A 24,067-nucleotide genomic window follows, 5' to 3' on the forward strand; every position below is an offset into this window, starting at 1 on the left:
TGCATTTTGGTTTGCAAAAAGTTCACAACATTAATTCCTCTTCATTCTTTAAACTATGATTGAACTATCATTTTAATTTTTAAAACTTTCTGCAAACCTGACTTCTTCATAATCTTTTCATTGTCTGGTTCATTTCCCTGCTACATTGCTTCGGCATTTTCATCAGCATTGTAGGTTTGCAAAAAGTTTACTTCATTAATCCATCTTCATTGGTTTTTTAATATATCTGAACAAGTTTATTATTTCGTTGAATCGCTCGCAGCCCGACTTGAGCGGAAATCCTTTTTTGCCAACCTTCAAGTTCTATTGAATATGAAATCGTCCTGCAAAAAAGATTGGGAGCGGAAGGCGGATTAAGCTGCCCAAATTATTCTGCTTTTGGAAGTTTTAATAATTCTTCTTTGGCAATCAGTCGGTTTTCTACGGCTTTGTCTTCTTTAATTAATCCGTCTCGCAAAATCACGGTTCGCTTACTGAATCTCGCAATATCGTCTTCGTGGGTTACGAATCCAATCGTGATTCCTTGGTCGTTGAGTTCCTGAAAAAGATTCATCACTTCGTAGGAAGTTCTGGTGTCGAGATTTCCGGTTGCCTCATCTGCCAAAAGGATTATTGGATGGTTGACCAAAGCTCTCGCAATCGCAACTCTCTGCTGTTGTCCGCCGGAAAGCTGGCTCGGAACGTGTCCCATTCTGCTTTCCAATCCGACTTGTTTCAAGGCTTTCACAGCGCGCTCCCTTCTCTCTTCCGCCGACACTTTGGAATTGTAGAGCAAAGGCAACTCTACATTTTCCAGCGCGCTGGTTCTAGCCAATAAATTGTAGGACTGAAATATAAATCCGATTTTGGTATTTCTGATTTCTGCCAGTTGGTTTTTATTTAAATCTTTGACCAAAACGCCGTCCAGTTCATAAGTTCCAGAAGTTGGTTGGTCGAGACATCCTAAAACATTAAGGAATGTTGATTTTCCCGAACCGCTGGTTCCCATAATCGTCACAAATTCGCCTTCGTTGATCGTCAAATCGATGCCTTTCAAAGCGTGAACGATTTCGTCGCCCATTTTGAATTCGCGTTTCAGGTTTTCTATTTTGATGATAGGTTTCATTTCTCTTAGTTCAAGGTTTAAGGTTCAAAATTCAAGGTTCGATTCATTTCTGTTTTGAGTTTAACATTGAACTTTAAACCCAAAACTTTGAATTAATATTAATTCGGTGGACCTTGGTTTGAACTTGACTTTTTATTGTTATTATTTGGTCTTTTCGGCATAAATGGACTGCTTCCGTCTCCGCTCGATTTTGCAACAGGTTCTGTCTGCTCTTCTAAAGAGGTTACGATTTGTTCGCTTCCTGTAAGACCGCTTACAACCTGTACATTAACTCCGTCATTGATGCCTACAGTAATTTGTTTTTGGGAAAGACTTCCGTCGTTATTTTTAATCCAAATATATTTTTCTTTGCCTTTCCCTGTTTTGATTTCAGGAATTTTAGCCGTGATTTGATTTTGCTGATAATATTTCTGCAAAGTTTCCGTATCAGGACTGAAAGCAATTGCCGAAGCTGGAACTGTATTGGTACCTTTTAATTCCTGAGTGAAAATCGTGATCGTTGCCGTTAAACCAGGTTTCAATTTTCCTTCGGAATTATCTGCATCAATAATTACGGTGTAAGTCACAACGTTGGACGAAGTTTTCGGACTTAAACGAAGTTGTCTTACCGTTCCTTTGAATTCCATTTCTGGAAACGCATCTACTGTAAACGTTACTCTTTGTCCGTCTGCAACATTTCCTATATCAGCCTCATCCACATCTGCCTGAACCTGCATTTTGGTAATATCTTTTGCAATCGTGAAAAGCGTTGGCGTTGTCATACTTGCCTGAACTGTTTGTCCTGCTTCCACTTCTTTGCTCATAATAACGCCGTCAATTGGTGCGTAAATATTGGCATAACTCAAATTGGTTCTTGCTTGCGACAGTGTTGTTCGGGTTTGGTTAACTGTTTGTTCCGCATTTTTCACTTGGTAAGTTGCCTGCTCGTAATCGGCTTTGCTAATTACTCCTGACTTGTACATACTGTTTTGACGGTTGTAATTCTGCTGGTAATAATTCAGGTTGTTAAGCGCCGAATTATATTGAGCCAAAGCATTGTTCACAGATTCCTGAAGATTGGTTTTGTCCAATTCTGCCAAAAGCTGTCCTTTTTTCACAACACTGTTGTAATCAACGTAGATTTTATCAATCAAACCGGAAACCTGCGTTCCCACCTGAACCGTATCAACTGGTTCTACAGTTCCTGTTGCTGTAACAGAAGTCGTAACATCTTGCTTGGAGAGTTTTACTGTTTGCACGCTAATGTTTGTTTTTTTCTCTGTTGCAAAATATTTGTAAACGAAGAAAATAACAATCGCTGAAACAAGAACGATAATGGAATTTTTGAAGTATTTTTTATATTTTGGATTCATAATCTTGATATTTTGATTTTATTCTTTCCCCAACCCTAAAGGATGGAATAAAATCAATTTGCTCCCTTTAGGGCTGGGGTAACAAATTGATTCCTGTTACTTTATTAATTAGCAGTTAATGTTTTTCCTTGATAAAAATTCAGTAATTGAGTGTACAAAACTGCCATATATTTTGACTGAAGATACGTTTGTTCATTCGTCAAATAAGTGTTTCTGCTTACAGCCAATTCCGTTGTTGTCAAACCTCCGAACTCATATTTTTTACTGGCTAAATCATAAGCGAGTTTTGCATTGTCTCTAGCCACTTTCGAAGATTTTTGCTGAGCCTGGTTTGCGATAGCATTTTGCCAAGCTGTTTCTATTGATGAATACAAAGTCTTGCTTGCACTTATTTTATCGAGTTTATTTTGTTCGATATCGATTTGAGCTAGTTTCACGTTCGTATCGTTTTGCTTTTTCGAGAAAATCGGAATATTGAGAGATAAACCAACCGATTTGTTGAAATTATTCTTGATTTGATTAAAATAACTGTAATCCTGAGTGCTTGTGTAACCTGTGTTCAAACCTGCAGTTGCAGAAAGTGTTGGTTTGTAACCAGCTTTCGTGATTTCGAGTGCTTTTGCAAGAATCTCGTTCTGCGAATCATAAATTTTCAAATCCGGGAGATTTTCGATGGCTTGAGCAAAAACCTCTTGCTTATCTGGAATTGATTCCATTAAATCGGTCAATTTCATTTCTTCGATTTGAAAATCAACGTTAGGATCAAGTTCCAATAATTGTTTCAATTTTAAAACCTGCTGACTGTAAAGATTTTCGTTGTTTACTACGGTGTATTGATTTTGTGCATCCTGAGTTTCAACATCTGCTAATTCCAATTTAGAAATCGCTCCGTTTTTATATTTAACTTGAGTCAATTTCAATTCCTGCGCAGAAGAATTGGCCGTATATTTTGCACTTTCGATTCCTTCATAATAATATAAAGCTTGCAAATACGCATTCAGAACATTCAAAACGATACTGTTTTCAGCTTGTTTTTGATATAATGAAGATTGGTCGAGAATCAATTTATTTTGTTCGATTTGAAGATTCAATTTATTTCCCTGATAAATTGTCATATTTGCACTTAAACCGAAACTATTAGACAAAATATTCTGATTCACAAACGAACTGGTAATCGGGTCGATACTAGAACCATTTGTTAAACCAAGTGATGAAGAACCGTAGATTGTGGGAAGCTTATTGTTTTTCTGCTGTTGATAATTGATTGAAGCAGTTGTTTTGTCCAAAGCCGTTTTCTTCACGGTGATGTTGTTTTCTACAGCGTAATCTAGACAATCCTCAAGCGTCCATACTTTTTGAGCCGGAGCAAGGATTCCGATGAAAAGCGCTATGATGAGATATTTTTGCATTGTTTGTCTGTTTTACGAGAACAAAGTTGTTGCATATAGAAAATAATATCAAATTTAATAGACAAACCGAGGGATTTTATAGAAGTACCAATTATTTTTGTCGCTTTTTATTTTGTTAATTAAGGAAATTTCAATTAAAAATTCTTTATTTTGTAATCCAATTATTAGCTTTCAAAATGCAAAACTACCTCAATTTACTTCAGCATATTTTAGATAACGGAACCGACAAAACCGACAGAACAGGAACGGGAACACGTAGTGTTTTTGGTTACCAATTACGTTATGATTTGTCTAAAGGATTTCCTTTGGTTACAACAAAAAAGGTTCATTTGAAATCTATTATCTATGAATTGCTTTGGTTCATCAAAGGCGATACAAATACGAAATATCTTACGGATAATGGCGTTTCAATCTGGAACGAATGGGCGGATGAAAACGGAGATTTGGGTCCTGTTTACGGCGCACAATGGAGAAGTTGGAGCGGAGCCGACGGAAAAGTAGTTGACCAATTTTCTGAAGTGATTGAACAAATCAAAAAAAATCCTGATTCAAGAAGATTAATCGTTTCCGCTTGGAATGCGGCTGAAATCCCGAATATGGCTTTGGCACCTTGTCATGCTTTATTTCAGTTTTATGTAGCAGATGGAAAATTGTCTCTTCAATTATATCAAAGAAGTGCAGATGTTTTCTTGGGTGTGCCTTTTAACATTGCAAGTTATGCGCTTTTATTGATGATGGTGGCTCAGGTTACAGGATTGGAAGTTGGCGATTATGTTCACACTTTTGGTGATGTTCATATTTATAATAATCATTTTGAACAAGTTCAGAAACAGCTTTCAAGAGAAACAAGACCTTTACCAACAATGAAACTGAATCCCGAAATCAAAGATATTTTTGATTTTGATTTTGAGGATTTTACGTTGGAAAATTATGATCCGCATCCGGGAATTAAAGCGCCTGTGGCGATATGATTTTTGTTTGAAATATTAATAGAGGTGGGCTTTAGCCCACTTTCTTGATTAATAAAAATAATGGCTTTAGCCGAAATTATGCAGTATGCCTTTCATCAAAATTTATATTCATTTAGTTTGGTCAACTTATCAAAGATTACCACTTCTCAATACAAAGGAATTGAGATACAAGGTATGGAAGCACATTAAAGAAAATTCAAAAGAAAAGGAGATTTTCATTGATAGTATTAATGGTTTTTCAGACCATTGTCATTGTTTAATATCTCTTTCATCAAATCAAAATATAGAAAAAGTTGTTCAGCTTTTAAAAGGAGAATCTTCATTTTGGATTAATAAAAATCAATTGATTCCAAATAAATTCCAGTGGCAGAAAGAATATTTTGCTGTTTCTGTTTCGGAATCTATGGTGGATAAAGTCAGAAACTATATTAACAATCAAGAGTTACATCATCAAAACAAGACTTACGAACAAGAATTTAATGAGTTCATCACAAAGCATCAATTTAATTCAGATAATGATTTTGGCTAAAGCCATTTTGAACAGTTTACATTGAAAACGGGCTAAAGCCCGCCCCTATTGATAAATATTTTGCACTGTAACAATCCTTTAAGAATCAAGACTTATAAAACTTTAAAATAATCAACGATACAAATTCGTAAGAATGAAAAAAATATTCATAGCTGCACTTTTTCTAGGTGCAATTTTTAATTCAAATGTTGCTTTTGCACAGACAGAAACTTCAGGGAGAAATGTTCCTTATAGAGCAACACATACCAAAACTACAGAACTTAAACATACCAAACTGAAAGTCAATTTCGATTATCAGAAGGAACAAATGAACGGCGAGGAATGGTTGACTGCAAGTCCATTTTTCTACGCGACTAATGAATTAGTTCTTGATGCAAAAGGAATGTTGATTCACGAAGTAGCTTTGGATAAAAACGGTTCTAAGTCACCTTTGAAATTCGATTATAAAAATGATGAACTGAAAATCACGCTTGATAAAACTTATCAAAAGAATCAAGATTATACAGTTTACATCAAATACACAGCACGTCCAAATGAAGTAAAACAGGAAGGAAGCGCTGCAATCAATGATGCAAAAGGTCTTTATTTCATCAATGCTCAAGGCAAAGATCCGGATAAACCAACTCAAATCTGGACTCAAGGTGAAACAGAATCTTCATCGGCTTGGTTCCCAACAATCGATAAATCAAATCAAAAAACAACTCAGGAAATCTATATGACCGTTCCTGATAAATACGTTACTCTTTCTAACGGAATTCTGAAAGATTCTCAAAAAGAATCAGGAAACCTGAGAACCGACCATTGGGTAATGGATAAGAGACATTCGACTTACCTTTTCTTTATGGGCGTTGGAGAATATGCTGTGGTGAAAGACAAATGGAGAAATATTCCGGTAGATTATTATATCGAGAAGGAATATGAGCCTTATGCAAAACAGATTTACGGAAACACTCCTGAGATGATTGAGTTTTTCTCTAAGAAATTAGGCTACGATTATCCTTGGGCAAAATATGCTCAAATCTCAGGAAGAGATTATGTTTCAGGAGCAATGGAAAATACTACTGCAACGCTTCACGGAAGTGATATTCTTCAAAAACCGGGACAATTAATCGATGAGAACAAATGGGAAGACACCATCGCTCACGAATTGTTCCACCATTGGTTTGGAGATTTGGTAACGGCGGAAAGCTGGAGCAACTTGACAGTTAACGAATCTTTCGCCAATTATTCAGAATATCTTTGGAACGAATATAAGTACGGAAAAGATCAAGCTGATTACCATCAAATGGAAGATGTTGGGCATTATATTCACAATCCTGGAGATTTCAAAAAAGATTTGGTAAGGTTTGATTATGCTTCTCGCGAAGATGTTTTTGACCTTGTGACTTATCAGAAAGGTGGAGGAATCCTTCATATGTTAAGAAATTATCTTGGCGACGATGCATTTTTTGCAGGAATTACGGATTATCTAAAAACTTACGAATATCAAAATGCAGAAGCTCATCAATTAAGATTGTCTTTCGAAAAAGTGTCTGGAAAGGATTTGAATTGGTTCTTTAACCAATGGTATTTCGGAAGCGGACATCCAAAGTTGAGTTATACTTCAACTTACGAACCTGTTAAGAAACAAGTAACTGTTGTCATTAATCAATCTCAGGACCAGCCTTTCGAGTTTCCTTTGGCATTCGATGTTTATGACAATGGAAAACCAAAGCGTTTCAATGTTTGGGTAGATGCAAAAGCAAAGAATACATTTTCTTTTGACTCTTCTAAGACACCTGATTTAATAAATATCAACGCAGACGGAATTCTGGTTGCAGACGTAACTGATTCTAAAACGCCTGAACAAAACTTATTACAGTTTACAGGTTCGAAAGAATTAAAAAGTAAATATGCTGCTTTGGAAGGCATTGAAAAAGCTGATGCTAAAAATCCATCTGTCATCAAATTATTAGCTGCCGCATTGAAAGATCCGTACTTCAGAATCAGAGAGAAAGCTTTGGAACAAATCGATCTTTCTAACTCGGATCAAGCAAAAGCTTTGACAGTTGAAGTAGAAAAACTGGCTTCCAACGATCCAAAAACATTGGTTCAGGCAGCTGCTATTACAGCTTTAACAAAAACTAAAAACGCTAAATATACTTCAGTTTATGAAAAAGGACTAAATGCTGTTTCTAATGCTGTAAAAGGTTCATCGCTGGCAGCAATTGCAGAATTAAATCCATCAAAAGCAGTGACAGCAATAGAAAATATTGACCTGAATGGTGCGTCCGATGATTTGATTTCAAAATTACTTCCTCTTATCGTATCCAAAAAGATAGAAAAGCAAATGCCGGCAATCGGAACTACAGTAGCCTTCTACCCTTTCATCAAATTCCAAGATCCAACTTTGGGCCAATCTGCTGAAGAAGGTTATAACTGGATTATGTCATCTGACAACCTGAAAGCGACAGAAAAAGTAACTAAAGTTCTACAACAGGCAAAATCTCAAATGCCAGACAATCCTCAAATCAAAATGATGATTTCTCAAATGTTGAAAGATGGACTTGCAAAGAAAATGGAGGTTCTGAAAGCAAACCCAAACAGCGCAACAATCAATCAACAAATTGATGCTATCAACAAAGCAATTGAAGCGTTTAAATAATTAATTGATAATTGAAATTATTGAAATTTATAACAAAGAAGCCATCTCGATTGAGATGGCTTTTGCTTTATAATTCTTCCAAAGGGTTCCAAAATAACTTTTTAAAATCCTTAATCTTACCATTTTCCTGAACTAAACATCTTCTTTCTCCAATCTTTCGCGAAAAGACGGAACAGATAATTTTCCGGAACTACTGATAACACGATGAGCCGGCACATCCTTTGGACAACCACCCATTGCATTGCCAACGTGACGGGAATGATTGGGATAACCAACCGCCTTAGCAATAGCACCATAAGTAGAAACTCTTCCTTTTGGGATTAGTTTTGTGACTTCATAGACTTGCTGTTTGAATAGTTCGTTCATTTTTTTATTTAAAGTTAAAATTAAATAAAGAAACATTATAAATCTCTCGCTGATTGAGCAAATTTAGCTGATTTTAAATTTGCGTAATCTGTAAAATCTGCGAGAGAATAAAATGATTTTAAAATTAATTTTGTTTAGTCCAGCTCTAAAGGGAGCAAAACTAATTTTAAAATTCAAGGAGTTTAAGTTTCAATTGTACTCCAAAGTTATCCTTGAAATTACTTGTTGCATAATAACCGACTCTATAAAATAATCCCAAATTGAATCTTGAACTTAGGAAGTTATTATATTCAAATCCAACTTCCTGATACAAATGGTTCAATGGAGAGAAGTTCTCTATCTGATGGTATTCCGGATGTTTCATATCTCCAATCACACCTCGGTAAATAAAATCGAAGCTGGAAGTATTCTTCCCAAAACTCTTGAAATACCAAGGAATACGATGCGTAATGTAATAACCTGCAAACTTATCATTGAAGTATTTCCCAGCGGTCATCGTTGCAAAACCTAAATAACTTGTCAAAGAGAAATTGGACAAAATCCCCGTATTGCTATTACCATCCAGACCTCCCATCTCAAACATATGCCAGATTGGTGCTTTACCTAAATAATATCCACCAAATGCTCTGGTCTGAGTCATACCCAAAGACGTCCTAAACTGATGAGTGTACAAAACATCAAAACGACTGTAATTGAACTCTCCGCCTAGACTTTTGTAACCTTGCTCATAATTAAAGAAAACTTCCGGGAAGTTCTGCTCAAAGGTATATTTTCCTGCAGGTGTCATTATGTTTCTGTTATTAGGAGAAAACTTAATTGTCGCTAACGAACTGAAGTTCTCGAACTTTCTGGACATCCCCATAAACTCGTAAGGATAGCCAGCTTCTTCGTTTTGTTTTTTGGCAGAGACATTCAAGGTTAATGAGTTACTCAAATCCACTTCATAACCGAATTTGAAACCATCAAACTTATAGTATTTATCATTCTGGATAGACATCCCATTGTTATTAATCTGCATCTTCGCATTCCAAAGATTCTGACTGAATCTCCCCGAAGCCATCACATCCTTAAAATATTCGAAGCGGAAAAACGAGTTTCTTTCCAGAGTCGTTCTCACATCTACACCAGCTCCATATTTGAAACCTCGATCTTTGAAACCATAAGCCAAATAAACATCTGGCGAAATATATTTGTTAAACTTCTCATTCAGTTTAAAAGTTGCGCCTGGTCGGAAACCTTCGTACTTGTTATATCTCGTTTGCAACGGACTAATATCAACCATCCCAACAGTGAATTTAGCTCTTAACAAAGACGTAAGAACACGAACTTTTCTGTCCAAAGTATATTTCTTACCCAAGCTGTCCACTTTTATATAAGTCAGTTTTTCTCTAGCCGTCAAACTATCTGTTCTATATTGATTAAGGAGAGAACCATCCGCATTCTTCACGCTCATCGTATAACCATTGAACTGTGAAGCCTTGAAATCAACCGGCGTCTGAAAATCGAAATAATCCGACTTCATATAAGCGTAATTCCCAAACCTTTTGATTTTATCCAGTCGTTCCTTTTTTTCTTCGGCAGTTTCATTGTCCTTTTTCTCAACAGTATAGAATTCTGAAACGCCCATTTTTATTTTAAGGTTCTCGGTCTTAAGAAACCATTTGTTATTAATAGGAATCCAAACCGAAGTTATCGTTCCGTCGGTCTTAACTTTACTATTACTTTCAATCTTTTTGATAGCATAAGTTTCTTTATCGATGTATAGATAACCGTTGTATTTTCTTCTGTTAACGGGAACTTTGTAATCCACTTGTCGGAAACGGATGACGAAATTATCTCTACCGTCTATCTCGATAGAATCTGTTAGAAAGTACCTGTAAAGACTTCTGTTCTCCGGCAAAATCTCTCTCGGGATTTTGTCTCTGTTGGAACGTAGCGCTAACATTTCGTAAACTGGATTCTTCAGACCAGAGATTCTGTTATCCAAGATATTGGTTTTTTCACCGTACTTTTTAGAATACAAAAACTGCATCGCACGTTCCCAAAGAAACAGTTTGCTGTCTCTCGCAACGCCCATCATCTGTTCTCCTTCTATCGAATCTTTGATTTCCTTTTCTTTTTTAGGCAACTTACGATTCGCTACTCTGGAAAGGGAATCTTGTCTGGCGTTGTAAAAACGGGTGTAATCTTGTATGCTGTCCTCGTCCACGTCAAAAGACATTTTCTCATAAGATTTATAAGAATAAGAATCTAGCGAATTAGGCGAATTATCTTTGAAACTTTTGAAAACTTTGTCAATAATCGCTAAAGCTCGTGGGTCAGATTCGTTGGTCAGAACCACACCTTGTATCTCGTTAGCTTTGATGTTATCTCTATCTAATCCAATTTCCATTACTTTATCCACCACTACTTCATCTCCTATGTAATTATCAATTTCCACATCCACTTTTGGACATTTGGTTGTGAAAGTTAAAATTCCTTTTTCATTGGTCTTTCCAAGAATTTTCCCATTACAAGATACTGTTGCACCTTTAATTGGTTTTTGATTATCCGATCTGTAAACAGTTAGTGTACTTTGAGAAAAAAACAGAGATGTGTAGAAGAGAAAAATTAATGGAAAGATTTTATTCATAGTTTGGTTTTATTAAGTAGTAAGCTAGTTTTCCGAAATGTTACTGAATATCTTATTCTAATTTAAAAATAATTTACACAAATTACCTTATATAATATCGAGCCAAAGTGATTTCTAAGCAATAAAAAAGCATCTCAATCGTAATCAAGATGCTATTTTTGAATAAATATGTTGATATGAAGAAACTATTTTAGTTCAAAATAATTTAAGTTCGCATTACCGACTTCAAAGTACAATCTCAATTTGTTTTCTCCAGAATCAAGCTTAACATTCTTTACTGAGACTGTTTTCCAAATATTCTTTCCGGTTGGTGGTAATTTAATTGTTGCTAAATCGTCACCATCTTCTGTTTTAATAATCAATTCCGAAGCTTGTGCAGAATCATTATTATATCTGAAAGTTGCATTGTATTTTCTTGCTTGTTTGCTTTTCACAGTGTACTGAAGCCACTCTCCTTTTTCGGTTTTCCCGACATAGAATCCGTTGTTGATTTTATCTTTACAAGCATAGATATCAACACCGTCATTTCTCATTTTTTTACCTGAGTTCCATTCTGTTTTACTTCCGGTAGTTACCCAAAGGTCTTGAAAATCATTATCAGAATAAGCGCTTCCAAATCTTCCCAAATCATATTCTGTCGCAAAGATTCTTCCAGGTGCAATGTGGTTTTTATAAGGTTTCGTAGCTTCATCTGTAACTTGACGAAATAATGCATCAATGACATCTTTCTTGACTTTTACATTTTCCATTTTGTAATTGTCAGCTATTTTCATCAAGGCTTTTTTAGCGAAATCTTTTGTTGGTTTTTGCCCTCCGTTTTTCCAATAGTTTAGAAGTTTTTGATATTCCGGAGTAATTTTCACTTTGGTTACTCCGGCAATATTGTCAATCTTTTTCATCGGCCAATAAGCATAGCCAATGTTATTTTTCAATAATAATTGATTGAGTTCTGTAAACCAAACGTTAGAGTTTTCTCCCGTTTCGCCTAACCAGACAGGAACATTCAGTTTTTGTCTTGTATCTACAATATTTTGGATTGCATCTTGAGAATTGGTTGTCCAATATTTGTGAAAGCTTAGAACGATATTATCATCCCAAAGTTTTGGTAAACCATTATAATTATTTCCCCAACCATTCCCTTCAAGAATGATGATGTGGTTTTTGTCAACTTCTCGAATCGCGTCAGAAATCTCTCTTTGAAGTTTCCAAAGTGGCGCATTGGACATCTCATCTGTTCCGTTCGGATTTTTTCCAGTGAAACCATAATTTGGTTCATTAATCATATCATACCCCGCAATCCATTCTTTGTCTTTGTAGCGTTCTGCCAGCTTTTTCCAGAGTGCAATTGTCTTTTTCTGATTTTCTTCACTGTCCCAAAGATTCGGTTTTGTTTTATCATTATCAGAAATGTTTGCGTCATTTCCTTGTCCTCCGGGCACTGCGTGCAAATCCAAAATCAAATACAATTTGTTCTCTTCACACCATTTCAAAAGGTCATCTGTCATTTTAAAACCTTCTTCCAGCCAAGTATTTTGTCCTTTTACAGGTTCTTTTTCGATTGGCAACGTATAAAGATTATAATGCATCGGAAGTCTTATGGAATTAAATCCCCATTTTGCTAAAGAATCGATGTCTTTTTTAGTAATTCCATTTTTGAGATAAGCTTTGTAAAATTCATTTTTACCATCTTCGCCTGCAACTTCTGTAATCTTTTCTTTGATTTTATATTGAGGTCCAGCAAAATCATCAGTCTTCAACATATAACCTTCCTGAAGCATCCAACCGCCCAATCCTAGACCTTTCAGATAAATATTCTCTCCTTTGGAATTCACAATTTTTTTCCCTTGAGTTTTCAAAAACCCTTGAGCAGTCCCAAATTGAGACAATAGTAAAGCACAAAAAATAACTGTTCGCATTATATTTTCATTTTTAACTAAGATAATACTATTTTGTTAACGAACAAGAAATTAATTTGAAAGCTTATTTCAAAACAAAAACCCGAACTATTTTTCAATAATTTGGGTAATATATAAATGTAAATATTTATGAATTAATTAGAGAATTTCATATTCTGAATTCGAACTGCATTAAGAATTGCAAGTAATGCTACACCAACATCCGCAAAAACAGCTTCCCACATATTGGCTAATCCGCCAGCTCCTAAAATCAATACAATTAATTTAACTCCAAAAGCCAAAAATATATTTTGATAAACGATTTTCTTTGTTTCCTTCCCGATTTTGATTGCAGTTGCAATTTTCGAAGGCTGGTCAGTTTGGATAACAACATCCGCAGTTTCAATCGCCGCATCAGAACCTAATCCGCCCATTGCCATTCCGACATCACTCAAAGCTAAAACAGGCGCATCATTGATTCCGTCTCCTACGAAAGCGACGACTTCTTTTGGATTGCTTTTTAAATTTTCCAACTTTTCAACTTTTCTTTCCGGAAGCAAACCTCCAAAAGCAGAATCGATTCCTAATTTTTTAGCGATATTTTGAGTAAGAGAATCTTTATCGCCACTTAACATCACCGTTTTGATATCATTATTTTTCAATTGACTAATTGCCAATTCCGAATCTTCTTTCATTTCATCAGAAATTGTGATGTAACCTTTATATTCGTTATCAATCGCTAAAACAACTGTTGTTTCAACAATTTCTTCAAGAAAATCGGGATAATGAATATTAAAAGTCTTCAGCAGTTTTGTATTTCCGGCAAGAATTCTTTGTTGATTAATAACCGCTTTGATTCCTTTTCCGGAAATCTCTTCCACAGATTCGGGAATTTGATTTGAAGGATGAAACTCTGAAATAGCTTTTGCAATCGGATGTGTAGAATGGCTCTCAACAGAAGATAGAATTGATAAAAAATCTTCTTTTGAAATGTTCTTTGGAACGATATCCTGAACTTTGAAAACACCTTTTGTCAATGTTCCGGTTTTGTCCATCACAACAGTTGTAACATTCGCAATGATGTCGATAAAATTAGAACCTTTGAACAAAATTCCATTTCTGGAAGCGGCGCCAATTCCACCGAAATATCCCAATGGAATCGAAATCACCAAAGCACAAGGGCAAGAAATCACAAGAAAAACCAAACCTCTGTAAAGCCAATCTCTGAAGATGTAATTCTCAACAAAAAGATATGGAACAAGCGTTACCAAAAGTGCCAAAAGGAAAACAATCGGTGTGTAAATTTTAGCAAATCTTCTGATGAATAATTCGGTTTTTGCTTTTCTGGAACTTGCTTCCTGAACCATTTGAAGAATTCTGACAATGGAACTATTCTCAAATAATTTGGTTGTTTCGATTTCAATCACTTGGTCGAGATTCAACATTCCGGCAAGAACTTCTTCGGATTTTTGAATGGATGAAGGTTTGCTTTCGCCTGTCAAGGCTGATGTATTGAGACTTGCTTTTTCAGATAATAAAATCCCATCCAACGGAATCTTCTCTCCTACTTTCACCTGAATCTTTTCTCCGATTTTCACATCATCTGGAGCAATGGTTTTCCAATTCCCTTCTCTGAAAACTTTGGCTTCTTTTGGACGAACGTCTAATAATGATTTGATATTATTCCGAGCTTTGTTAACAGCGGATTCTTGGAACATTTCGCCAATCGTGTAAAACAGCATTACGGCAACGCCTTCTGGAAATTCGCCAATCGCAAATGCTCCAATTGTTGCAATTCCCATCAATGAAAACTCATTGAAAAAATCTAATTTCTTAGCTAATTCAAAGGCATCTTTGAAAACTGAAAACGCAACTAATATATAAGACACAAAATACAATCCGAATCTCAACCAAAGATTATCGGTAAACCAATCAGCTTTAATCCAAAAATCAAGAATCAATCCTGAGAAAAAAATGACAAGACTTATTATCAATCCTAACTTTGAATTGCTATGAGAATGGTCGTGGTCGTCGTGATTATGCTGATGAGAATGTTCCTGATGATGGTCTGTTCCGCAACATCCGCTACTACAATTCGCCATAATTTGTAATGTTTCTAAACAAAGTTAAGGGAAATAGTTATAATTAATGGTATTAAATGGCTGTTAATTGTCATCTGTTTTTTTGAACGCAAAGCGCGCAAAGGTTTTTTGTTCTTTATTGAAAATATTTTAAGGTTTGCAAAGGCGCATTGCTCAGCTAAGAAATAAATAGTTGTTGTTTCTCGCAGATTATGGGGATTTTGCAGATTTGAGATTCTTTTCTTGTTGGCTTCTAGAGCCTCAGTCTGACAATTGTGACAAATCGTGAATCTAGCCCCGATGGTAACGGCATCCTTTTTTGCGGATGCTTCGAGAACCTCAGTCTGAGAAAACGTGTGGCAAAAAAGATATAGTGGACAGCGGGATTAAGCTCCAAATGAACTTAATTGTTGAATTAATGATTTTTAAACGCAAAGTCCGTAAGGTTTTTTGTCATTATTGAAAAAATTTTAAGATTCGCAAAGACGTAAAACTCAGCTAAGATTAAAAGGAAATAACATTAAAATTATACCTTTGAAAAAAATTTAGAAATGGGTGTAGCAGATTTATTATTCAAAAGAAAAAAAGAACTGGCTGAAAAAAACTTGAGAAATGGTCAAGATTTTTTGGTTGAAAACGGAAAAAGAGAAAGCGTAACAACTTTGCCAAGTGGTTTACAATACGAAATCCTTGTAGAAACTGACGGACCAAAACCTACAGCAAAAAGTACGGTGAAATGCCATTATCATGGGACAACAATTACGAGTAAAGTTTTTGACAGCTCTGTAAAACGTGGAAAACCAGCCTCTTTCCCTCTGAATAGAGTTATCAAAGGTTGGACAGAAGGTTTGCAATTGATGTCTGTAGGAAGTAAATTTAGGTTTACCATTCCACCACATTTGGCTTATGGAGAACAGGAAGTTAGCAAAGAAATTGGTCCCAACAGCACTCTGATTTTTGATGTAGAATTGCTGGAGATTAAATAATTAAAATTTAATTCTCAGATTGTATTGTAGTTATAAAAATTATTTATATTTTTGCAACCTGTTAATCAACCTCTGACGAAGGACGTGAATGTTGCTTAGCTTGACAAAACAAATTTTTTTTATAAAAAATGGATTTAGTAAAATACGTACAAGATAAGTACATTACGAAAAAAGAATTCCCAGAATTCAAAGCCGGTGACACCATCACTGTGTATTACGAGATTAAAGAGGGTCAGAAAACAAGAACTCAGTTCTTCAAAGGAACTGTGATTCAATTGAGAGGAACTGGTCTTACTAAAACTTTCACTATCAGAAAAATGTCTGGTGATGTAGGTGTAGAAAGAGTTTTCCCAATCAATATGCCTGCACTTCAAAAAATCGAAGTTAACAGACAAGGTAAAGTTAGAAGAGCTAGAATCTACTACTTCAGAGACCTTAGAGGTAAAAAAGCAAGAATCAAAGATAAGTCTTACGGAGGTAAAAAATAATCCTGAGATTTTCTTCTTGAAAATACAAAACCAGCAAATTAATTTGCTGGTTTTTTGTTTGTTGAATTTTAAATAAATTCTGTTTGTCCCAACCCTAAAAGGAGAATAATTTACTTAAAATTTCATCAAAATTACTCCCTTTAGAGTTAGGGAAATAATTTTGATGAAATTTCTCTTCTATTATGAAATAACACCTAACTCCTTTCCTACTTTTTCGAATCCAGCAATGGCTTTGTCCAAATGCTCTCTTGAATGTGCGGCAGAAAGCTGAACTCTGATTCTAGCCTTTCCTTTTGGAACAACAGGATAAAAGAATCCAATCACATAAATATCTTCTGCTAAAAGTTTTTCTGCCATTTCCTGCGCCAATTTTGCATCATACAACATCACCGGAACAATTGCTGCATCACCATCTGGGATATCAAAGCCTTTAGCTTTCATCTCTCTTCGGAAATAATCTGCATTTTCCATTACTTTATCTCTCAATGAAGTATCATCCGAAATCATATCCAAAACTTTGGAAGCAGCACCAACAATTCCTGGTGCTAATGAATTGGAAAATAAATACGGACGAGAGCGCTGTCTCAACATATCGATAATTTCTTTTTTTCCAGAAGTGAATCCGCCTAAAGCACCACCTAAAGCTTTTCCTAAAGTAGAAGTAATGATATCAACTCTTCCAATCACATCATTAGCTTCGTGCGTTCCACGACCTGTTTTCCCAATGAATCCTGTTGCGTGTGAATCATCTACCATAACCAAAGCATCATATTTATCAGCTAAATCACAAACGCCTTTTAAGTCTGCAACAATTCCGTCCATTGAGAAAACACCGTCTGTTACAATGATTTTAAATCTATGATTTTTTTCAGAGGCCGCAATTAATTGAGCTTCCAGATCTTCCATATTATTATTTTTGTAACGGTATCTTGCAGATTTACATAATCTTACTCCGTCAATAATAGAAGCGTGATTCAGCTCATCGGAAATGATTGCATCTTCTTCTGAAAACAATGGTTCGAAGACACCGCCATTAGCGTCAAAACAAGCAGCGTAAAGTATTGTATCTTCCATTCCGAGGAATTTGGAAATTTTAGCTTCCAGATCTTTATGAATATCCTGAGTTCCGCAAATGAATCGAACAGATGACATCCCATAACCGTGGGATTCAATAGCATCTTGCGACGCTTTCATTACTTCTGGATTGTTGGATAATCCCAAATAGTTGTTCGCACAAAAGTTCAGAAGTTTTTTTCCTCCAACTTCTATCTCTGCACTTTGCTGGGAAGTGATGATTCTTTCTTTCTTGTAAAGCCCGTCGTTTTCTATGTTTGTTAATTCGTTCTGAATATTTTCGAGGAATTTTTGTGATATCATTTTTATTGATTTTCGATTTGAACAAAAATAAAAAAAGCACTTTAATTAAGTGCTTTTTTGTGATATATTAACTTCTTTTATTCTTTTAGAATCTTAATAGATTGATTATTAAACTTGAGAATATAAGTTCCTTTAACAAAACTAGAAATATTAATTTCTGAATCTTTTTCAATAATTCCTTTTTTGATTAATTTACCTTCAATAGAATAGATTTCATAATCTAGTGACTTTTCCAAGCCAGAAATTTTTATGAAGGATTTTGTAGGGTTTGGATATACATTCAGTTTATCTTTACTATCAATATCATTTACAGTCAAAGAATTATCTCTAACAACTGTAGATTCTTTTGTAATAATTTGATTTTCGTAGTTGAATACAACATTTGTAACATCAAAAGCAACATCTTGCGTAAAATATTGATTATTGGAAGTATGATCCAAAACAAAGTAAGCGGTTTGTCCACCAGATCCAGAAACTTTGATTGGCAAAGGCAATTCAAAAAAGCTCACTGCAGATGAACTTCTCGTCTGTCCAACTTGGAATGTTAGTTTTTTGCTTGTCGTATTTTGATTCCATTTAATTTGATAAGAAGGATAACCTTCTCCATAGATCCAATCTTTGAAGAATTCTGTAAAATCTATTCCTGTATAATTACTTAAAAAATCCTGAAAGTCGTGTGTTTTCACATAATTATAAGCAAAAGCAGGATTGTTTTGATAGGCTTTCAACATGGCATAAAACTGATCATCACCCAGAATCCACTTTATCATTCTAAGAACATAACCTCCTTTTGTATATGTTAATCTTGCATTAAAAATTCTATAAAAATTCAAATCGCTATCGGGAATATAGACACTTCCTCCCGGATCGCTTGTGATATAATCCATTTCCCCCTGAAGATAGCTTTGAAACTGAACCGGAGTCATCAATAATTTCTCAAAAGCAACATATTCTCCCATTGTTGCAAATCCTTCATTCAGCCAAATGTCATTCCAAGTACCACAAGTGAGTTTGTCTCCAAACCATTGATGAGCTAACTCATGAGCAATTAAATCTAATCCATAATATCCCATAGAAGTCATTGTTGCATGCTCCATTCCACCACCCCAATTGAATTGCATATGTCCATATTTTTCATCGCGATAAGGATACAATCCAAAATGATCTTCGAAAGTCTGCATATTGGTTGCTGTCCAATCTAGATTTTCTTGAGTATCAGATGTTGCCCAAGATGGATAAACGTAGTTGAGAAAAGGAAATGAACTATTAGTTGTTGTGATTGTAGAATTAAGTTTTGTATAATTAGAAATTCCTAGAGCAAAAAGATATGCGGGAATTGGATAATTGGTTTGCCAATAGGTTAACTTCTTTCCATTAACTAAAATCGTTTCTGAGATCAATTTTCCATTAGAGCCAACAGTATATTGAGCAGGAGTGGAAATTTTGATATCTAATTTTTCAACTTTGTCGTTCATACTTTGCTTGGTAGGCCACCATTGTTTTGCTCCAAAAGGTTCTGACAAAGTCGCTAAAATAGGATTTCCATCTGGTGTAGTCGTAGCAACAAAGGCATTTTCTACTGTTGAAGGAACTCCATTATATGTGATGGACAAGGAATCTGTTGTCTGAGCAGTGAGAGTTGCAGGAAAATTAATTTTAATTTCATCAGTACTCAATTGCTGAAAAGTCAAATCTTGACCGTGGTATTTTACATTGGAAACTATTAGATTATCTGCTAAATCAAAATAGATATCTGAGGTATTTTGTAACATTTTAAAATGAGAAGTCACAGTTCCAGAAATGTATTGTTGTGTTGGATCCAAATCTAATTCTAATCTAACATACTGCAAATCATAATTCAAAGTATTTGGATTGACGTTGACATCCAAAATTGATTTCAGATTCGTTCTTTTCTCAGATTCCACAATACCTTTTCTATCAATATTAAATTTCTGACTAAAAAAAAGATGAATGGAAAATAAAATAATAAACAGCAGATAGTTTTTCTTCATAAGTTTGATGATTTTCAACTCAAAGCTACAAAAAAAACTCATCCCGACGAGATGAGTTTTGATTTTATAAAAGATTGATTACTATAAATCTAAAGTCGGATCTAGCAACTGTTCCATTCTACTTTTCACTTGAGCAACAGAACCAGAATATCTGTTAATCAATAAAGAAAAAGCAAGTGTTTTGTTACTTCTAGTTTTGATATAGCCAGCTAAACATTTTACACCATTTAGAGTTCCAGTTTTAGCAAAAATCTGCCCATTTGAGTTCAGCATAAACATATGTTTCAAAGTTCCAGATTGCCCTGCAATAGGCAAAGAATCAAAATACTCTTTATAATAAGGAGACTTAATCATTTTTGCTAAAAACTTTACTTGAGAAATTGGCGTTACAGTGTGAGCCTTGGATAGTCCACTTCCGTCCATATAATTCAAACCTTCCGAATCAAAATTAATTGATTTTAAATGCTCTGTCACTGCCAATTTTCCAGATTCCAAAGTCTGGTCACCAAACTTTTGAAAGCCATTAGACTTAAGCAAAGCTTCAGCATAATTATTATCACTTCTTTGGTTGGTATAATTAACGATTTCTGCCAAAGTTGGAGATTTATAAATCGTCAAGATTTCTCTTGGTTCAGGTTCTCTGTCTACAATTTTTGGTGTTACTTTTCCAACAACTGTGATTTTATTTTTCGCTAAACTTTCTTTTAATTTATTAGCTAAGTAAGCTGGCGGTTCAGCAACTTTGGTAGTTACCCAATTTCCTTCGAACTTATCGGCATAAACCATTTTCTTGGTGTAAGGCGAAATATAAAAATACTTTTTCTCTTGATTGAAACGATTATTAGACTGATTCACAATCAATTTTTCATTTCTTGGCTCTACACTTTCCGTAGTTCCAACTGGTAAATAATAATTATCTTGTTCCAGCCAAACGATATTTTGCGGAAGTTCTTGTTTTTTATTCTCTTTGAAAATCGCAGTTTGGATGATAATATCACCAGTCACTTTTTTGATTCCTTTTTCCTGAATCGCATCCAGATATTGACTCACAATCTGTCCATAGCTTGCCGCACCACCTCTATTTCCACCTAAAGATGGGTCACCACTTCCAACGATGTAGAGATTTCCTGTCAAAACACCTTCTGTATCGATACTTCCGGAATATTCTAGCTGAGTGTTCCATCTATATTGCGTTCCCAAAAGTGAAAATGCAGTTTCCGTGGTTAACAATTTGGTTGTGGAAGCCGGAATCAATGGCGCAGTTTCGTTGTACGCCGTTACAATTTTCTCCGTTTTTGGGTCATAAACCACAAATCCCCAATTGGCATTCCTTAGAACTGGGTCGGTAAACATTTTATTGATGTTGAACTCAATCTGCTCTTTCGGAGACAGCAGCGCCTTTTCTGCCGTAATATCCTTTACAAGATTCTGCTGATCAGCAACTTGTGGATAGGTAGAAACTGCGACGCTCCCTTGCGAAAAAACAAATGAGGAAAAACCAATAGCGAAAATTGAAACGTAATTTCTGATTTTATTCATTCTCAAAACAATTACAATTTTTATTGAATTTTTATTAATTAAGGTTTAAGATTGTCTAATCTTGTTATCATAACTAAGTAAAGTTAGAGAATATTGCCGTGGAATCTGTGGCAAAGTGTAATAAAAAACCAGAAAATTTGTTAAAAACAGTTAAAAATCGACAAAAACATCTTTTCTGATAGATTTGTAAGCTGTGATTTCGTCAAACTCATCAAAAGATTTCAAAAGTAATTCTTTATAGATTTTGTAGTTTTTATTTTTCGGAAATTTGAGAAGAATCTGATATTGATAAAGATTGTTTAGCCTTGCAATAGGCGATTTCTCGGGACCAAGAATACATTCTTCAGGAATATATTTTCTGAGAATCGAACCCAAAAACTGAGAAGCTCTGTTAATTTTGTCTTCTTTCCTATGTTTCAGTTCAATCATTATTAATTTCACAAATGGCGGATAAAGAAACTTTTTCCTTTCATCAAGGAAGTAATTATAAATCTCTTTAACATTCTGATTTTTAATCAATTCAAAAACCGAATGCGACGGATTATAAGTCTGAATCAGAATTTTTCCTTTTCCAGAAACTCTTCCTGCTCTTCCTGCAACCTGAGTAATCAATTGATAAGCTCTTTCTTCTGCTCGAAAATCCTGAACGTGAATCAAAGAATCTGCTTTTGGAATCGCCACCAATTCGATGTTATCAAAATCTAAACCTTTGGAAATCATCTGCGTACCAACCAAAATATCGGTTTCGCCGTTTTCCAGTTTTTCGTATAGTTTTTCATAAGCGAATTTCTTTCGCATTGCGTCAACGTCCATTCTGTCAACCTCAGCATCAGAAAATATCTTTTGCGTTTCCTCTTCGATTTGTTCTACGCCAACACCTTTTGTATTCAGATTATCGCTGTTGCAACTTGGACAAACAGTTGGTTTCCCAGAACGATGTCCGCAATAGTGACACTTCAGCTCATTGGAAGCTTTGTGATAGGTCATCACAACGTCACAATTACTGCAATAAGTTACGTGGCCGCAAGTTTCACATTCGATGACATTAGCATAACCACGGCGATTATGAAGAATAATGGTTTGTTTTTTATGATCTAATTGAAGATTGATTTCGTCAACCATTTTCTGACTGAAATTACCGACAATCTTCTTTTGATTTTGTGCTTCTTTGATATCAATGATTTCAAATTTGGGCAAATCCACTTTCCCAAATCTTTCATTAATGGAAACATAACGCAACTTGTCTTTCATCGCTAAATCATAGCTTTCCAAAGATGGCGTCGCCGAACCGAGAATCAATTTGGCTTGATAAAATTCTGCCAACATCATCGCCGAATCTTTTGCATTGAAAAAGAAATTCTGGTCTCTTGGTCTGTAAGCCGAATCGTGCTCTTCATCAACAATAATTAATCCTAAATTTTCAAAAGGAAGAAATAGAGAATTTCGAGTTCCAATCAGGATTTGAAGTTCATTTTTTTTGATTTTTCGCCAGACTTCTACTCTTTCAAAATCCGTCAGTTTATTATGATAAAATCCGAGTTTTTTTCCATATTTCTTTTCGAGGCGGATTGTAATTTGTTTGGTTAAAGCAATCTCAGGCAAAAGCAATAAAACATTTTGTCTCGAATTAATACAATCTTCAATTTTCTCAAGATAGATATGCGTTTTCCCTGATGAAGTTACACCGTGAAGCAAAACATTTTTGTTTTCTTCAAAAGCTTGATTGATTTCTGAAATCGATTTTTTCTGATTTTTCGTCAGCTCTTCAATTTCTTCAATTTCGCCTTCGTAAGAATCAATCCTATCTTTTTCCAAATAATATTCTGTAACCCAACCTTTTTCTATCAAAGATTTAAGTTGTTGATTGACAAAATTACCTTCATCAAAAACCAAAGATTTCCTGATTGGATTTTCAGGATTGTCAATTTGTTTTGAAAGAATATTTAAGAATAAATCTTTTTGTTTTTTGGCTTTATCAAGTTTCAAAAGAATCATCGCCAAATTCTCAGAAACCAAAGCTTCATCATTAATTTTCAGATAAGCAATTTCTTTCGCCTTATATTTTTCAGTGATTTTTTCGTCAACTGAAATATATCGTTCATCAATCAGCCCATTGATGGTTTTGATGATTTCTTTTTTTGGAATGAAAGCTTCAATCTCTTGTAAATTCAGCATTTGTCGAACTTCCAAAGCTTGGAGAAGATAGGTTTCGTTAGCGTCTAGATTTTGCCAATCAATAGTTCTTTCAGACAATAACCTGACGTAAGTTTCGCTTTCTAATTTGAGAGAAGACGGAAACGCCAAACGGTAAATTTCGCCCAAATTGCACAGATAATAAGAACTCAGCCAATTCCAAAAATCCAATTGTTGTTTAGGAACAATCGGTTGATTATCTAAAAGATTGATGATTTCTTTCGGAACAAAAGTTTCTTCAAAATCATCAAACAATTCCGCAACAATTCCTGTATAGATTTTCTTCCCACGAAACGGAACCAAAACTCGCATCCCAACTTCGATTTTATCCAAAAGATCTGCCGGAACTTTGTACGTGAAAGTTCCTTTGAGATTGAGTGGAAGGATGATTTGAGCGAAGTTCAAGCTGTTATATTTTAACGCAAAGAGCGTGAAGATTTTTTATTAATTATTGAGAATATTTTTAAGTCGCAAAGATTTAAAACCTA

At 35.0% G+C, this 24,067-nt stretch carries 16 protein-coding genes; 5 read left to right on the forward strand and 11 right to left on the reverse strand.

The window, feature by feature from the left end:
- Positions 1–367: 367 nt before the first annotated feature.
- From RTY06_RS09660 to RTY06_RS09670, 3 genes are all read right to left on the reverse strand, one after another.
- Complete coding sequence (locus RTY06_RS09660) at positions 368–1,105, reverse strand: ABC transporter ATP-binding protein (RefSeq protein WP_312824531.1); 738 nt, start codon at positions 1,103–1,105, stop codon at positions 368–370.
- Between the two features lie 98 nt (positions 1,106–1,203).
- Positions 1,204–2,457, reverse strand: a complete 1,254-nt coding sequence (locus tag RTY06_RS09665) for an efflux RND transporter periplasmic adaptor subunit (protein WP_312824532.1) — start codon at positions 2,455–2,457, stop codon at positions 1,204–1,206.
- Positions 2,458–2,561: 104 nt separating this feature from the next.
- A complete protein-coding gene (locus RTY06_RS09670; RefSeq protein ID WP_312824533.1) occupies positions 2,562–3,866 on the reverse strand; it encodes a TolC family protein in 1,305 nt (434 codons plus the stop codon).
- A 176-nt stretch (positions 3,867–4,042) separates the two neighbouring features.
- Between RTY06_RS09670 and RTY06_RS09675 the strand changes: the two genes are divergently transcribed.
- The 3 genes from RTY06_RS09675 to RTY06_RS09685 all read left to right on the forward strand — a co-directional run bounded on the left by RTY06_RS09675 (position 4,043) and on the right by RTY06_RS09685 (position 8,010).
- Positions 4,043–4,837, forward strand: coding sequence for a thymidylate synthase (locus tag RTY06_RS09675; RefSeq protein WP_312824534.1), 795 nt, complete (start codon positions 4,043–4,045; stop codon positions 4,835–4,837).
- Between the two features lie 85 nt (positions 4,838–4,922).
- A complete protein-coding gene (gene tnpA / locus RTY06_RS09680; protein WP_312824535.1) occupies positions 4,923–5,366 on the forward strand; it encodes an IS200/IS605 family transposase in 444 nt (147 codons plus the stop codon).
- A 133-nt stretch (positions 5,367–5,499) separates the two neighbouring features.
- Positions 5,500–8,010 carry a M1 family metallopeptidase gene (locus RTY06_RS09685; RefSeq protein ID WP_312824537.1) on the forward strand — a complete coding sequence of 837 codons (2,511 nt, stop codon included), beginning with the start codon at positions 5,500–5,502 and terminating at the stop codon, positions 8,008–8,010.
- Positions 8,011–8,142: 132 nt separating this feature from the next.
- Here the strand turns inward: RTY06_RS09685 and RTY06_RS09690 are convergent, their stop codons facing one another.
- The 4 genes from RTY06_RS09690 to RTY06_RS09705 all read right to left on the reverse strand — a co-directional run bounded on the left by RTY06_RS09690 (position 8,143) and on the right by RTY06_RS09705 (position 15,005).
- On the reverse strand, positions 8,143–8,376 hold the full coding sequence (locus tag RTY06_RS09690) for an MGMT family protein (RefSeq protein WP_312824539.1): 234 nt from the start codon (positions 8,374–8,376) through the stop codon (positions 8,143–8,145).
- A gap of 166 nt (positions 8,377–8,542) precedes the next feature.
- Positions 8,543–11,008: a hypothetical protein gene (locus tag RTY06_RS09695; protein ID WP_312824540.1), complete on the reverse strand. Its 2,466-nt coding sequence runs from the start codon at positions 11,006–11,008 to the stop codon at positions 8,543–8,545.
- Between the two features lie 185 nt (positions 11,009–11,193).
- Positions 11,194–12,924 (reverse strand): cellulase family glycosylhydrolase, encoded by a 1,731-nt coding sequence (locus RTY06_RS09700; RefSeq protein ID WP_312824542.1) that lies wholly within the window; start codon positions 12,922–12,924, stop codon positions 11,194–11,196.
- Between the two features lie 134 nt (positions 12,925–13,058).
- Positions 13,059–15,005, reverse strand: coding sequence for a heavy metal translocating P-type ATPase (locus RTY06_RS09705; RefSeq protein ID WP_312824545.1), 1,947 nt, complete (start codon positions 15,003–15,005; stop codon positions 13,059–13,061).
- Between the two features lie 530 nt (positions 15,006–15,535).
- Here RTY06_RS09705 and RTY06_RS09710 point away from each other — a divergent pair.
- Together RTY06_RS09710 and rplS are read left to right on the forward strand one after the other, a co-directional pair.
- Positions 15,536–15,970, forward strand: a complete 435-nt coding sequence (locus tag RTY06_RS09710; protein ID WP_312824547.1) for an FKBP-type peptidyl-prolyl cis-trans isomerase — start codon at positions 15,536–15,538, stop codon at positions 15,968–15,970.
- Positions 15,971–16,098: 128 nt separating this feature from the next.
- Positions 16,099–16,458 (forward strand): 50S ribosomal protein L19, encoded by a 360-nt coding sequence (gene rplS / locus RTY06_RS09715; RefSeq protein WP_116034484.1) that lies wholly within the window; start codon positions 16,099–16,101, stop codon positions 16,456–16,458.
- 180 nt (positions 16,459–16,638) lie between these two features.
- On the opposite strand, the gene kbl is transcribed toward rplS, so the two are convergent.
- The 4 genes from kbl to priA all read right to left on the reverse strand — a co-directional run bounded on the left by kbl (position 16,639) and on the right by priA (position 23,984).
- A complete protein-coding gene (kbl, locus tag RTY06_RS09720) occupies positions 16,639–17,835 on the reverse strand; it encodes a glycine C-acetyltransferase (RefSeq protein ID WP_312824550.1) in 1,197 nt (398 codons plus the stop codon).
- 77 nt (positions 17,836–17,912) lie between these two features.
- Positions 17,913–19,847 carry a M1 family aminopeptidase gene (locus tag RTY06_RS09725; protein WP_312824552.1) on the reverse strand — a complete coding sequence of 645 codons (1,935 nt, stop codon included), beginning with the start codon at positions 19,845–19,847 and terminating at the stop codon, positions 17,913–17,915.
- Positions 19,848–19,928: 81 nt separating this feature from the next.
- Entirely contained in the window at positions 19,929–21,386 is a 1,458-nt protein-coding gene (gene dacB, locus RTY06_RS09730) for a D-alanyl-D-alanine carboxypeptidase/D-alanyl-D-alanine-endopeptidase (protein WP_312824554.1), read from the reverse strand.
- A 150-nt stretch (positions 21,387–21,536) separates the two neighbouring features.
- A complete protein-coding gene (priA, locus tag RTY06_RS09735) occupies positions 21,537–23,984 on the reverse strand; it encodes a primosomal protein N' (RefSeq protein ID WP_312824556.1) in 2,448 nt (815 codons plus the stop codon).
- Positions 23,985–24,067 lie beyond the last annotated feature (83 nt).

Source organism: Epilithonimonas sp., from assembly GCF_032055105.1.
Taxonomy (GTDB): Bacteria; Bacteroidota; Bacteroidia; order Flavobacteriales; family Weeksellaceae; genus Epilithonimonas.